Source organism: Haloplanus salinarum, from assembly GCF_024498175.1.
GTDB classification, from domain to species: Archaea; Halobacteriota; Halobacteria; order Halobacteriales; family Haloferacaceae; genus Haloplanus; species Haloplanus salinarum.
The window spans coordinates 356,075-368,052 of the sequence record NZ_CP101823.1; the positions used below are offsets into that span (position 1 = coordinate 356,075).

Sequence of the window (11,978 nt, forward strand, 5' to 3'; positions counted from 1 at the left end):
TTCGCACGGTACCCCTCGACACCCATCGAAGCGATTAAATCCGGACTGTCCGAAGCGACGCCCATGCAACAGCTCATCGTCAGGGGCGACCCCGGCATCCGCAAGGACGCCGTCATCGAGTACGACGGCGAGGAGCAGGTCTGTTTCTCGATCCAGCGGCAGGGCGACTACCACGGCCCCGACGAGGTACAGCTCTGGTGTACCATCGGCACGCCCGACGAGCGGGAGGCTTTCGCGAAGCGCCAGTATGTCCCCCACTGGCTCGACGTCGACTCCGTCGACGCCGACGCCCTCGACGTGGTCTCTCGGGGTCGCGACTGATCAGGCGACGCCCAGTTCCGCCGAGTCGATCCGGTAGATCGTCACCGCCTGGTTCTCGAACACCGGCGTCACCCCCGAGACGTCGGTGAAGGACACCTCGCCGTAGCGCTCTCGCTCGGCCGGCCCGACCCAGACGTAGTCGACGCCGTAGCGTTCGAGCACGGCGACCGTCCGCTCGGGCGGCCCGGTGTAGGCGTCGTCGACGGCCCGGACCCGCGTGAGGTACGGCTCCCGGCCGCGATAGCCGACCTCGTGGTGCCAGCCCGCGACGGTCGGGACGCCGGTGAGGCTGGCCGCCGGGCTCGACTGCCAGCCGTACATCCCGGGCGGCGCCGGCGAGTCGCGCTCCGGCCCGGGGTACCGGCTCGTCGCCGGCGCCGACAGCAGGGTCGGCTGTCCCGACAGGCCGTCGACGTAGGCGATGGCGCGGGCCTCCTCGGGGTGTTCCCGCTCGACGAATCGGGTGGCCTCGAGCGTCGGCTCGGCCGCCCCGTCGAAGTGCGCGGAGAGCGCCAGCCCCGCGTAGGGCACCGTCGCGAGGACGACGACGACGGCGAGCCCCGCGCGCAGCCAGCGGCTGCGGGTCCCGGGCACCGAGACGCCGCCGGGCCACCGGACGAACGCCGGCAGGGCGACGCCGGCGGCGACCCCCCACAGCACCCACACCTGCGCGTACGTCTTGAACACCGTGTTCATCCGGAGGGGGCCGGCGAGTTCACGGACGTACACGAGTTCGACGAGGCCGACCAGCCCCGCGCCGGCGACGATCAACACCGTCTCGAACCCGACCGGACGGTCGGTGCGGCAGGCGGCCCAGCCGAAGATCAGGAGGGGGCCGACGACCAGGGCGACGGCGAGGTCGGCGGTCAGCGCGAGGACGCCGAGGGCGACGAGGCCGACCAGCGGCGCCAGCACCCGGTCGACGGACAGCCGATCCAGCAGGTACGCGAGGAAGACGGCGACGAAGGCGCCGTGGACCAGGAGGAGCGCCGGGAGGCTGGAGCGCTCCGCGGCCGGCAGGAGCGCCACCGACCGGCCGCCGGCAGCCCCGAGCAGGAAGGGGAGCGCGAGGAGGCCGCCGAGGGCGCCGGCGACCCCGGCGACGGCGAGGGCGCCCGCGAGGTGCTCGAGTTCGGCCGTCGCCGGGTCGGCGTCGCGGGCGGCACGCCACCGGGCCACCCGCGCCGAGAGGACGCTCCACGGCTCGGCGCGTCCGAGCGCGAGCGCGAGGAAGAGCAGGCCGAAGAGGGAGGGAAAACTCCAGGTGTCGACGACGGCCTGGAACCCCGCCAGGATCGGCACGGCGACGAACGCGAGGACGCGACGCCGCCGCAGGTCGGCGGCCGGCGTCCGGTAGAGCGCGAACGCGAGTGCGGCACCCAACAGGAGGAAGGGCGTGCCCATCATGTGGGCGTGGAGGTCGCCGTTCAGCCAGCCGAAGAGGGGAAACTCGTTGATCGTCCCCGGGATGACGCGGCTGGCGGTCCAGTAGGAGAAGGAGTCCAGCCCGGCGAGGACGGCGTCGGTCGAGTAGCGAGTCCGGGCGGCGACGACGCCAGCGACGTCGGCCCGCAGGGGGGCGGGGAGTGCGCCGACGAGGAGGCGGGACGCCGTGACGAGGTTGCTCGCGAGGCCGACGAAGAAGGCAGCGGCGAGACCCGCGAGCCGCCACGATTCGGCCCGTTCGCGGGCGATGGCGCCGGCGAGGCCGTACGCCGCGGTGACCAGCGTGGCGTAGAAGCCCGCGAGCGAGAGGTTGTAGGCGTAGCGGGGGGCGGTGCCCGTGAGGTCGGCGAGCGTCGCCGTCAGGAGGTGGCCGCCGTAGTAGTAGGCGACCGGTTCGCCCGCGAACCACATATCCTGGGGCGGGAGCCGAGTCGTGCGGTCGAGCGACTTCAGCAGGCCGAAATCGAGGAACTTCTCGCCGCCGACGGGGTAGACCGCCGGGTCGACCGCCCGGACGGCGAGCAGGAGGGCGAAGGCGACCACGAAGACGGCCGCTGCCGCCCGCCACTCGCGTCCGGGACGGACGCCGTCGGCGAGTTCGAGTCGGCGGTCGGCGAACGCGTCGCGGTCCAGCCCCGCGAGTAGGGCGAGACCGGCGAGAACGGCGACGGCGGCGGCGAGGGTCAGAGGGGTGAACGCGAGGTGGCCGAGCCAGTAGACGGTGATTCCGAGGACGGCAAGCGCCGTCGGGAGGCTCAGCCCGACCCCGCGGCCGGGGAGCGTCGAGAACAGGCGGGCGGCGAGCGGGCGGCCGAGCGCCGCGAGGACGCCGTAGAGGACCAGCCAGCGGAGGACGAGCCCGTACTCCATCTACCCGGAGTCGAGTCAGCGACGATAAACCGTTTGTGGTGTGGGCCGGGAGTCGAAGTCGTTCGCTTTTTTACGCCCGTCGCGAAAGGGCTCCCCATGTCCCGATCCGTCGGGGTGGTGATCCCCGCCTACCACCCGGACGTCGACCGTCTCGAACGCTACGTCGACGCCCTCCGAGAGACGGTCGCTCCCGAAACGATTCGCGTCGAACTCGACGCCCCCGGCCCCGGCGTGCTGGACCGGATCGACGCCCTTCCGGTCACCGTCGGCGAGTCGCCCTCCCGCCGGGGCAAGGGTGCGGCGATCACCGCCGGGTTCGAGGCGCTCTCGACGGACGTGGTGGCCTTCGCCGACGCCGACGGCAGTACGCCCGCGACGTCCGTCGCCGACGTGATCCGGCCGGTCGCGACGGGCGAGACCGACCTCGCCGCCGGGTCGCGCCGACACCCCGACGCGACCGTCGAGTCCCACCAGACGGTTGCGCGCCGGTACCTCGGCGACGGCTTCGCGTGGCTGGCCCGCCGGCTCCTCGACGTCCACCTCTACGACTACCAGTGTGGCGCGAAGGCGCTGACGCGGGAGGCCTGGACGCGGATCCGGCCCCACCTCCACGAACCCGGCTTCGCGTGGGATATCGAACTACTGGCCGTCGCCGACGCGGTCGATTGCCGGATCGCCGAGGTGCCGGTCGTCTGGGAGGATCGTCCGGAGTCGACCGTCTCCCCCGTCGGCACGACGCTCCGGCTGGCGCGGGGACTCCTCGTCGCCCGCCACCGGGCGCGCCTCCTCCGGAACGACCGCCTGCACGAGATGCTCGACCGGTCACGGGACTCGGCGCCCGCACTCGTCGACCGGGATCACCGATGAACGGCGGCTTGGGCAAACTGGAGGAGCTCTATTCCGGGATCCGGTTCGGACAGTTCGCCTCCGTGGGCGCGGTGGGCGCCACCGCCGAGACGGTCGTCGTCGCGGTCCTGACGGCCGGATACGGCGTCCTCCCGCAGCTGGCCAAGGCCGTCGGGGCCGAGGTGTCGATCACGCTGATGTTCCTGATCAACGACCGGTGGACCTTCGCGGAGGCCGGGGCGGCCGGGTGGCTCCCCCGCGGCCGCCGCTACCTGAAATCCCACCTGGTGCGAGCGGGCGGCCTGTTCGTCGGGTTCGCCGTCCTGACGGCGCTGACGTCGTGGACGGACGTCACGCTCGTCGTCGCCGGCGCGGACCTCTGGCCGACGGTGGCCAACGCCATCGGCATCGGCTGTGGGATGCTACTCAACTACCTCACCGAGGGGCTGTTCACGTGGCGTGTCGGTGCCGACTGATCGCCGTCACCGTCCCCCGGCGGTCGCCGACCGGCGTGCCGTCGACCGGCGGACCCGACTTCCGACGGTGCGTATGGGGCGCCGAGAATCCCCGTCCGGCACGCGAATCACAACCCTTAATGCCGCGACCGGACTCGAATTCGATAGCGGGATGGGATAGCCAGGAGATTCCGCCGGGCTCATAACCCGGAGATCGGTAGTTCAAATCTACCTCCCGCTATTTTTGGCCGGCACCTGCGACCGAGGAACGGACGCCGCGCGCCGATTCCATCCCCATCGTCCGCTCGAAGGCCCAGTACGGGTTCTTCGCCGACAGGGTTCCCGCCAACTCCCGCGGAGCCCGTCTCTAAACGGCGTTTCAGAGGTACTGGTACGTCTCGTAGATCCGATCCACGTCGTGGGACGGACACAGTGCGAAGCCGTACCCGGAGGGAGTTCTCGACGACATTCGGGCTGATCCAACAGACAGAACTCTGATCGTTATGACGTGTTTACCGGCTTCGGTGCGGGTGTAGGCTTTATTTGGACGGTCCCCTCCCGCCCCGGTCGAGTCTTTCCTTCCCCCCTCCGAAGACCATCGCGGGTCGGGGCGTCGACCGAATCGCGTCACCGGAGTTCGTACACCGACGACCCCGCGGCGACGAACACGCGGTCCTCGACGAGCGCCAGGCCGCCGACGCCCGGCGTCTCGAACCGGTGGGTCCACAGCCGCTCGCCCCCGGCGCGGTCGTAGGCCCGCACCACGCCGGCGACGACGTCGCCGTCCTCCCGGTCCTCGCCCGCGACGACGAGCGTGTCGCCGCCGACGGCGGGGGCGACGGCGTGCCACCCGACCGCGTCGCGCCAGTCGGCCTCGCCGGTCCGCAGGTCGAGCGCCGCGACGAGTCCGGCCCGTCGGTCGTCGGTGCCGGCGGCGACGTAGCCGCGAGCGCCGACGACGGCCGGCGTGGCGACGTCGACGCCGAGCGGCCGGGGTTCCCACAGGGACTCGCCGGAGTCGGCGTCCAGGGCGGCGACCACGCCGCCGCCCTCCGCGTAGGTGCCGACGACGAGGCGCCCGTCGGCGACGGCGGGGGCGTGGACGAAGCCGGATACGGGGCCGGCGCTCCAGGCCCGTTGCGGCCCCGGCCGGAGGTACCGGTCGCGGCCCGTGCGCTCCGCGTAGGCGACGGTTCCATCGAGGGGCGCGTCCGCGGCGTACAGCCGGCCGTCGACGAGGGCGGGCATCGCACCGTCGACCTGCCAGCGTCGGCCACCGCCGGCGTCGATGCCGTGGAGCGTCCCGCTCCCGGTGCCGAGGTACACCTCGTCCGCACCGACCGTCAGGCCACGGGGGTCGTCGGTGTCGACCGGGCTGCGAGAGGTCTCTTGCAGGTCGGCGCCGTCGTAGCCGACGACGGCTACGGGATCGGTGGCGGTGCCCGAGTCGAGGCTGACCGCGTGGAGGCGGCCGTCGGGGCCGAACCCGGCGCGGGGCGTCGCGGCCTCGACGGTGCGGGCCGCCGTGCCGTCCTCGCGGGCGTAGGCCGCGAGCCCCGACCCGTAGACGACGACGTGGTCGGGGCCGACGAGCGGCGAGAGCGAGGGGCGTCCGGCAGCCGTCGGGAGCGCGGTGAACTCGCGGCGCGCGGGTCGCTCCCGCGGCGGCGTCGCGCTCGGGTTGTGCGCGGTGTTCGCGGGGTCGTACCGGCGGAGCGGCCACGTTCCGGGGGCTGGCGTCCAAGTGTCGAACGTCGCCGCGGCCGCACCGCGGTGCAGGCGGTAAGCGCCGTAGCCGCCGACCGCGAGGGCGACGCTTCCCCCGAGGAGTCGGCGGCGCGTGATGGAGGGCATCGGACCGTACGTCCCACTCGGGGACAAAAAAGGTGGGACAGTCGTCGCGTGCCGGGAGCCGAGTCAGAGCGTCACGTCCGGCTGCTCGGCCGTCGTCCGTCCCGCCCGGAAGCTACGGAGGCCGGCGGCGACGGAGAGCAGGAGCGCGAACGGGGCGACCGCTACCCCACCGGCCGTGGGCGTGAGCACGGCGACGACGGCGGCCGTTCCGGCGAGCGACCACACCAGCCACCGGCGGCGGCTCCAGAGCGCGTAGCCCGCGAGCAGCGAACAGCCGAGGACGAGCACCGCCCACGCGAGGGGACGCGCCAGCGGGGCGTACGGCGGGACAGCCCGTCCGACGGCGACGACTGCGTGCAGGCGGTCGACGGCGGCGGGGAGCGCCCCCCGGTCGCCGAGGAGCGTCAGCGAGCCGACAACGCCCGCGAGGACGGCGAGTGCGTCGACGAGGGGGGCGATACGCCTGACGGTGGCGGGGACCGTGGAGGGGAGGGGGGACCGGGCGGACATGGATAGGGGTGCGACCGGTAGCGACAAAAGTCCTTGCCGGCGTCGTCGGTCAGAACTCCACGTTCGACGACGAGGCTGGGCCGCCGTCGTCGAGCGATCCGGTCGTGACGAAGGCGTAGTCGTCGTCGGTCAGGTAGACGGCCCCGTCGTCGACGGTCACGTCGACGGCTTCGAGGGTGGCGCCCTCACAGGGACCGAACGTGCAGTAGCCGGAGTCGGCCTCGAAGTAGGCGCCGTGGTTCGCACAGACGAGTTCGCCGTCGCGCATCGGGGCTCCGGAGCCCTTGTCCAGGCGCACGTCCAACAGGTGTCGACAGTAGTTCAGCCAGCCGCGCACCTCCCCGTCGGCGACGCGGACCAGCACCGCCTCGCGCTCCTCGCCGGTGTCGAGACGACGGAGGGTGACGAGGAAGGTGGTGTCGTCGGGGACCGAATCGAGCGACGTCATCCGTCGGTCGGCGTCCATCGACTCCGGATATCGACCGCCGGAATTTATACCTCACGTCGCCGGGACGGCGTCAGCCACGGGTCGCCGCGACACGCTCCGCGAACAGTCGGGAGAGCAGGTCGGTGACGGGGCCGCCGCCGACGGCGACGCCGTCGAGTCGGGCGACCGGACGGACGCCCGCGCTGGGTTCCGCGACGAAGGCCTCCTCGGCCTCGCGGACGTCGGCGGGCGTGTAGCTGCCGGTCACGACGGGGAGGTCCTCCGCCGCGGCGAGTTCGCGGACGACCGACCGGGTGCCGGTCCGGGCCGGTCGGTCGCCGAGCGCCGGCAGTCGGACGGCGTCGCCGTCGACGAAAAGGGGGTCGCTCGCCGTCCCGCCCACGACGTGTCCCTCTGCGTCGAGCAGGAGGGCTTCGTCCGCCGGGCCGCCGTCGGGGGGCGCCGCCCGCCGGAGTTCGGCCTGTGCGCGGACCGCGTCGAGTCGGTTGTGCGTGAGCGGCGCCGCCGGCACCGCGTCGGGCGCGATGGCGCGGGTGCGGACGGTCTGGAGGGTCAGCGGCGCCGCCTCGGTCCCCGCGTCCGCCGACGGGGCCGGCGTCGCCGTCACGACCACGGTCGGGTCGGGGTCGGCCGGGGGGCGTAGGCGGTCGGCGTCCGGCAACACGGAGCCGGCCCTCCGGCCGTCGCCGTCCGCCGTGTTCCCGTCCCCGATTTCGCGTCCGGCGCCCCCGCGACCACGCGTGATCGAGACCCGAACCAGCGCGTCGTCGAGCCCGGCGGCGGCGAGCGTCTCCTCGACGCGCGCACGGAGGGTGGCGGCGTCGACGCCGGGGTCGAACCCGTGGCGCTCGCAGGCGCCGAACAGGCGGTCGACGTGGGGTCGCCACGCGAAGGGCGTCCCGTCGTAGACCCGCAGGGTGTCGGTCACGGCGTCGCCGAGAGCGACCCCGCGGTCGTCGAGCGGGAGCGTCGCGTCGTCGGGGTCGACGAGGCGGCCGTCGACGTGGTACATCGCCGGTCAGCGGTCCTTCGCGCGGTCGATCCAGCGGCCGACCCGCTTCGCCGAGAGGTCGACCTTCGGCGCGAGTTCCTCGGCGTCCGCGGCCGCGAGGTCGGCCACCGACTCCACGCCGGCCGCCGAGAGCCGTTCGGCGTAGGCGGGACCGATGCCCTTGATGACCTCGACCGATTCCCCGGTCGTCGCCGGCTCCCCGTCGTGTTCGCCGGTCGTCTCGCCGGCGGATTCGGCCGCCGCCGTGTCGAGTTCCGTCTCGGTGTCGCTCGCGTCGGGCCCTGCCGCCTCGGCGGGTTCGGCGGCGTCGGCGTCCTCGTCGACCAGCGAGTCCGTCGACGCCGCGGCCTCCGTCCCGGCGGCGGCCTCGTCGGCGGAGTCCGTGCCCTTGACGGCCGCTTCGGAATCGGTCTCTACCCGGTCGCGTTCGACGCTGACGGTCGTCTCCCGTGGCTCGTCGTTCGACGACGACCCGTCCAGTCCGAGCAGCGACAGCAGCGTGTCCAGAATTCCCATTGAAGACACGTATGGCCGCCCGATATTTAAAAACCGGCGAGGCGGTCAGAGGCGTGATCTGAGCGCGTCGTTCATCGCGCCGACGGGCGCGTCCCGACCGGTCCAGCGCTCGAAGGCGGCGACGCCCTGGAACAGGAGCATCCACGCGCCGTCGATGGTCGTCGCACCCGCCTCGGCAGCCGTCCGGAGCAGGCGCGTCTCGATCGGCGAGTACACCGCGTCGAGGACGGCCAGGTCGGCGTGGAGCAGGGCCGCCGGCACCGGGGTGGCGTCCTCCTCCATCCCGACGCTCGTCGCGTTGACCAGCAGATCGGCCGCGGGCACTCGGTCCCCGAGGGTGTCCAGTCCGCCCGCCGTCACGGTGGCGTCCGGGTCGCCCGCCCGGACGTCGGCCGCGAGTTCCGCCGCTCGCTCGACGGTCCGGTTCGCGACGTGGACCGCCTCGCAGGCCTCGGCGAGGGTGATGGCGACGGCGCGGCCGGCGCCGCCGGCGCCCACGACGACGGCTTCGGCGCCGGCGAGCGGGACGCCGTGGTGTTCGAAGGCGCGGCGGACGCCCGCGGCGTCGGTGTTGTATCCGCGGGGCGGCGACGTGGAGAAGTCGACGGTGTTGACCGCGCCGATCCGTGCCGCGAGGTCGTCCGGGTCGACGTGTTCGAGGACGTCCTGCTTGAACGGGATGGTGACATTGAGGCCGTCGATGCCGAGTGCCGCCGCCCCGTCGAGGGCGCGGGCGACGTCGTCGGGGGCGGGTTCGAACGTGACGTAGCGGGCGTCCATGTCGAGTTCGCGGTAGGCCGCCTCGTGCATCGGCGGCGAGAGCGAGTGGCCGACCGGGTTGCCGATCAGTCCGTAGACGTGCATCGGCGACGGCTTCGTCGCGGGGGGAGAAAAGCCCCCGCGTCCGACGCGCCAGCACGGCCGCCGATTTATTGGGTCACCCCCGCGTACGTCCGCCCGGTATGTCAACCGCACCGCGGTTCGAACTGTATCAGGACAAGGCCGGCGAGTGGCGGTGGCGACTCGTCGTCGCCAACGGGAACATCATCGCCGACAGCGGCGAGGGGTACGCGTCGAAACAGGGGGCAAAACGGGGCATCGGGAGCGTAAAATCGAGCGCCCCCGAGGCAGCGGTCGTGGCGACGGACGCGGAGTGATACCGTCGACTGGCTCCGGTTCGACCGATTCGCCGCCCCGAACCCGGCTCTCTCGGCCTGAAACGGCTGAATTCGGCGCCGAGCGGATCCCTACCGAACGTTCACACGGTTCCCCGCTTCTCGCCGCATCGGCCGTCGAGGGCGCTTCTACCTCCGGATATCGGGCGTGTCGCGGACAACTTGTGTTTTATTAGCCGGGGGCGTGGTATCGACAGACACGACTCCATGATTCGGACACCCGACACGGGACGTCCCGTCGCGTCCCGGGATGGCGGAGGCGAACCATGAACCGACAGGCTTTCGGTGCGCTCGGCGGCGCGTTCGCACTGACGCTCCCGTGGATCGTCAGTTACCTGACTGGGACGGCCCACGGGTTCTCGACCGGGGTGACGGTCCTCGTGAGCGGGCTCTCGGTACTCGGCGCGTCCTTCCTGCTCGCGTGGGGAGCCGAAACCGCGGAGAAGGACGTCCCCCGGGCCTTCGCCATCGCCGTCCTCGCGGTGCTGGCGGTCGCCCCGGAGTACGCGGTCGACGCGCTGTACGCCTGGAACGCCGGCGTGTTCGCGGGGACGGAACGCGGGGTCGAGGCGGGCAACCTCGCCGTCGCCAACATGACCGGTGCGAACCGCATCCTCATCGGCATCGGCTGGGCCGGCGTCGCCCTCTTTACCGTCTTCCGCCACGGATCGGCGGAGGACCCCGCGGTGAGAAGCCGGGACGGCTTTCTCGCCGACGCCGTCTCGCTGGACCGCGACATCGGCCTCGAAATCGTCTTCCTCTTTCTCGCCACGCTGTGGGCCTTCCTCGTCCCCCTCGGCGGCGGGATCGACATCCTCGACATGGCGGTTCTCGTGGGACTCTACGTCGCGTACATCGCCATCGTCCTCAAGGGCGACGTCGAGGCCGACGAGGCACACGTGGGCGTGCCGGCCTACCTCCAGACGTTCCCGAAACCCTACCGCGCGGCGACGGTCCTCGGCCTCTTTGCCTACTCAGGGTTGATGATCTTCACCGCCGTCGAGCCGTTCGCTCACGGGCTCGAACAACTGGGGCAGAGCATCGGCGTCCCCTCCTTCTTCATGATCCAGTGGATCGCCCCCCTGGCCTCCGAGTCGCCGGAACTCATCGTCGTCGTCTATCTGGTGAACAAGGCGCGGTCGACCGCGGGATTCAACGCGCTCATCTCCTCGAAGCTCAACCAGTGGACACTCCTGATCGGGACGCTCGTTCTGGTCTACTCCCTCGCACTCGGCCAGTACGGCGCGCTCCCGTTCGACCAGAAGCAGTCCGGCGAGATCTGGCTGACCGCCGCGCAGTCCTTCTTCGCCATCTCCCTCCTGATCAACTTCGAGATATCGGTCCGCGAGGCCGTCGTGTTGCTCGTCCTCTTCCTCTCGCAGGTGCTCTCCGAGTTCCTGCTCATCCGGGGGGTCCTCGTGATTCCCATCTCCGATTACGAACTCCTACTCGTGTTCACGGGCATCTACCTCGTCCTCGGGACGGGGCTGTTCGTCGCCCGGCGGCGGGCGCTCAAGGGGATCCTCACACAGACCGCCGGGACGGTGAGAAATGCCTTTTCGACCGGCAGCGACCGACCACGGGGGGCAGACTGATATGTTCGATACGATCCTGATCGCGGTCGACGGCAGCGACTGTGCGCACAGAGCGGCCAAACACGGCCTCGAACTCGCGGCCCGGTACGACGCCGCGGTCGACGTCGTCACCGTCTACGGCGGCGAGACCGAGCGGGGGAACGCGACCCTCGACGAGGCCACCGACCTGGCGGCCGACGTGGGCGTGACCGTCGAGACGGACCTGCTCTCGGGCAAGCCGGCCGGGGCCATCGCCGAGTACGCGGCGGAACGGGGGACGGACCTCGTCGTCGTCGGGCGCCGTGGGCGCTCCGGCGTCCGGGCGCGACTGCTCGGGAGCGTCACCGAACGCGTCCTGCGCCGCAGTCCCGCGCCCGTGCTGACCGTCCCACCCGGCGACGTCGACGACGGGACGGGAGCCGCCTACGGGGACGTCCTCGTGACCACCGACGGCAGCGAGGTGGCCGCGGAGGCGGCCCCCTACGGTGCCGATCTGGCCCGTCGCTTCGGCGCGGCGTTCCACGCGCTCAACGTGGTGGACGTCCAGGCCGAGGCCGGCGTCTTCGACGCCGGCGGGGTCGACAGCGAGTACATCGAGCGCCTCGAAACGCGGGGGCATCAGGCGGTCGACGAACTCGTCGCGGCGGTCGACGTCTCGGATCTCGACGTCCGACGGTCGGTCGTCCGCGGGCGGCCACACGAGGCCATCGACGAGTACGTCCGCGAGGACGACGTCGACTTGGTCGTCATGTCCTCCGAGGGGCAGTCGAACCTCGCCGGCCAGCAACTGGGGACCGTCGCGGGGCGCGTCCTGCGGACGGTCGACCGGCCGGTTCTGGTCGTCACCGCGAACTGATTCGCGCCAGGGGACTGTCGCCGGCGACTGCGCCGGTGGCGACGACCGACGGTCCGGCCGGGGGACCGGCCGGGACCGATCCGGTTTTGGGGATC

General features: G+C 72.1%; 13 protein-coding genes and 1 tRNA gene. 7 read left to right on the plus strand and 7 right to left on the minus strand.

Annotated features, from left to right (window positions below):
- Positions 1-63 precede the first annotated feature (63 nt).
- Entirely contained in the window at positions 64-321 is a 258-nt protein-coding gene (locus tag NO364_RS01805) for an HAH_0734 family protein (RefSeq protein ID WP_157689040.1), read from the plus strand.
- On the opposite strand, the gene NO364_RS01810 is transcribed toward NO364_RS01805, so the two are convergent.
- Entirely contained in the window at positions 322-2,637 is a 2,316-nt protein-coding gene (locus NO364_RS01810) for a DUF2298 domain-containing protein (RefSeq protein ID WP_257628385.1), read from the minus strand.
- Positions 2,638-2,733: 96 nt separating this feature from the next.
- On the opposite strand from NO364_RS01810, the gene NO364_RS01815 reads away from it, so the two are divergent.
- From NO364_RS01815 to NO364_RS01825, 3 genes are all read left to right on the plus strand, one after another.
- Complete coding sequence (locus NO364_RS01815; protein WP_157689036.1) at positions 2,734-3,504, plus strand: glycosyltransferase; 771 nt, start codon at positions 2,734-2,736, stop codon at positions 3,502-3,504.
- The gene (locus NO364_RS01820) at positions 3,501-3,959 is read left to right on the plus strand and encodes a GtrA family protein (RefSeq protein WP_157689034.1); all 459 of its coding nucleotides are present in this window, start codon (positions 3,501-3,503) and stop codon (positions 3,957-3,959) included. The genes NO364_RS01815 and NO364_RS01820 overlap by 4 nt, the downstream gene beginning before the upstream one ends.
- Before the next feature lie 145 nt (positions 3,960-4,104).
- Positions 4,105-4,179: transfer RNA gene (locus NO364_RS01825), tRNA-Met, on the plus strand.
- 386 nt (positions 4,180-4,565) lie between these two features.
- Here the strand turns inward: NO364_RS01825 and NO364_RS01830 are convergent.
- The 6 genes from NO364_RS01830 to NO364_RS01855 all read right to left on the minus strand — a co-directional run bounded on the left by NO364_RS01830 (position 4,566) and on the right by NO364_RS01855 (position 9,142).
- Positions 4,566-5,792 carry an outer membrane protein assembly factor BamB family protein gene (locus NO364_RS01830; protein ID WP_157689032.1) on the minus strand — a complete coding sequence of 409 codons (1,227 nt, stop codon included), beginning with the start codon at positions 5,790-5,792 and terminating at the stop codon, positions 4,566-4,568.
- Between the two features lie 63 nt (positions 5,793-5,855).
- The gene (locus NO364_RS01835; protein WP_157689029.1) at positions 5,856-6,302 is read right to left on the minus strand and encodes a hypothetical protein; all 447 of its coding nucleotides are present in this window, start codon (positions 6,300-6,302) and stop codon (positions 5,856-5,858) included.
- A gap of 49 nt (positions 6,303-6,351) precedes the next feature.
- On the minus strand, positions 6,352-6,768 hold the full coding sequence (locus NO364_RS01840; protein WP_157689027.1) for a Rieske (2Fe-2S) protein: 417 nt from the start codon (positions 6,766-6,768) through the stop codon (positions 6,352-6,354).
- Between the two features lie 52 nt (positions 6,769-6,820).
- A complete protein-coding gene (locus tag NO364_RS01845; RefSeq protein WP_257628386.1) occupies positions 6,821-7,762 on the minus strand; it encodes an aminotransferase class IV in 942 nt (313 codons plus the stop codon).
- A gap of 6 nt (positions 7,763-7,768) precedes the next feature.
- Positions 7,769-8,278: a helix-hairpin-helix domain-containing protein gene (locus NO364_RS18120; RefSeq protein WP_157689023.1), complete on the minus strand. Its 510-nt coding sequence runs from the start codon at positions 8,276-8,278 to the stop codon at positions 7,769-7,771.
- A gap of 45 nt (positions 8,279-8,323) precedes the next feature.
- Positions 8,324-9,142, minus strand: coding sequence for a shikimate dehydrogenase (locus NO364_RS01855; RefSeq protein WP_257628387.1), 819 nt, complete (start codon positions 9,140-9,142; stop codon positions 8,324-8,326).
- A gap of 98 nt (positions 9,143-9,240) precedes the next feature.
- Between NO364_RS01855 and NO364_RS01860 the strand changes: the two genes are divergently transcribed.
- The 3 genes from NO364_RS01860 to NO364_RS01870 all read left to right on the plus strand — a co-directional run bounded on the left by NO364_RS01860 (position 9,241) and on the right by NO364_RS01870 (position 11,883).
- Entirely contained in the window at positions 9,241-9,435 is a 195-nt protein-coding gene (locus NO364_RS01860) for an HVO_2922 family protein (protein ID WP_257628388.1), read from the plus strand.
- A gap of 284 nt (positions 9,436-9,719) precedes the next feature.
- Positions 9,720-11,048 carry a sodium:calcium antiporter gene (locus tag NO364_RS01865; protein WP_257628389.1) on the plus strand — a complete coding sequence of 443 codons (1,329 nt, stop codon included), beginning with the start codon at positions 9,720-9,722 and terminating at the stop codon, positions 11,046-11,048.
- Position 11,049: 1 nt separating this feature from the next.
- Positions 11,050-11,883, plus strand: coding sequence for a universal stress protein (locus NO364_RS01870; protein WP_257628390.1), 834 nt, complete (start codon positions 11,050-11,052; stop codon positions 11,881-11,883).
- Positions 11,884-11,978 lie beyond the last annotated feature (95 nt).

Excerpts from the sequence above, each read along its gene's own strand:
- NO364_RS01805 (WP_157689040.1), top strand. The coding sequence starts at position 64 with ATGCAACAGCTCATCGTCAGGGGCGACCCCGGCATCCGCAAGGACGCC.
- NO364_RS01810 (WP_257628385.1), bottom strand. The coding sequence starts at position 2,637 with ATGGAGTACGGGCTCGTCCTCCGCTGGCTGGTCCTCTACGGCGTCCTC.
- NO364_RS01815 (WP_157689036.1), top strand. The coding sequence starts at position 2,734 with ATGTCCCGATCCGTCGGGGTGGTGATCCCCGCCTACCACCCGGACGTC.
- NO364_RS01820 (WP_157689034.1), top strand. The coding sequence starts at position 3,501 with ATGAACGGCGGCTTGGGCAAACTGGAGGAGCTCTATTCCGGGATCCGG.
- NO364_RS01830 (WP_157689032.1), bottom strand. The coding sequence starts at position 5,792 with ATGCCCTCCATCACGCGCCGCCGACTCCTCGGGGGAAGCGTCGCCCTC.
- NO364_RS01835 (WP_157689029.1), bottom strand. The coding sequence starts at position 6,302 with ATGTCCGCCCGGTCCCCCCTCCCCTCCACGGTCCCCGCCACCGTCAGG.
- NO364_RS01840 (WP_157689027.1), bottom strand. The coding sequence starts at position 6,768 with ATGGACGCCGACCGACGGATGACGTCGCTCGATTCGGTCCCCGACGAC.
- NO364_RS01845 (WP_257628386.1), bottom strand. The coding sequence starts at position 7,762 with ATGTACCACGTCGACGGCCGCCTCGTCGACCCCGACGACGCGACGCTC.
- NO364_RS18120 (WP_157689023.1), bottom strand. The coding sequence starts at position 8,278 with ATGGGAATTCTGGACACGCTGCTGTCGCTGCTCGGACTGGACGGGTCG.
- NO364_RS01855 (WP_257628387.1), bottom strand. The coding sequence starts at position 9,142 with ATGCACGTCTACGGACTGATCGGCAACCCGGTCGGCCACTCGCTCTCG.
- NO364_RS01860 (WP_257628388.1), top strand. The coding sequence starts at position 9,241 with ATGTCAACCGCACCGCGGTTCGAACTGTATCAGGACAAGGCCGGCGAG.
- NO364_RS01865 (WP_257628389.1), top strand. The coding sequence starts at position 9,720 with ATGAACCGACAGGCTTTCGGTGCGCTCGGCGGCGCGTTCGCACTGACG.
- NO364_RS01870 (WP_257628390.1), top strand. The coding sequence starts at position 11,050 with ATGTTCGATACGATCCTGATCGCGGTCGACGGCAGCGACTGTGCGCAC.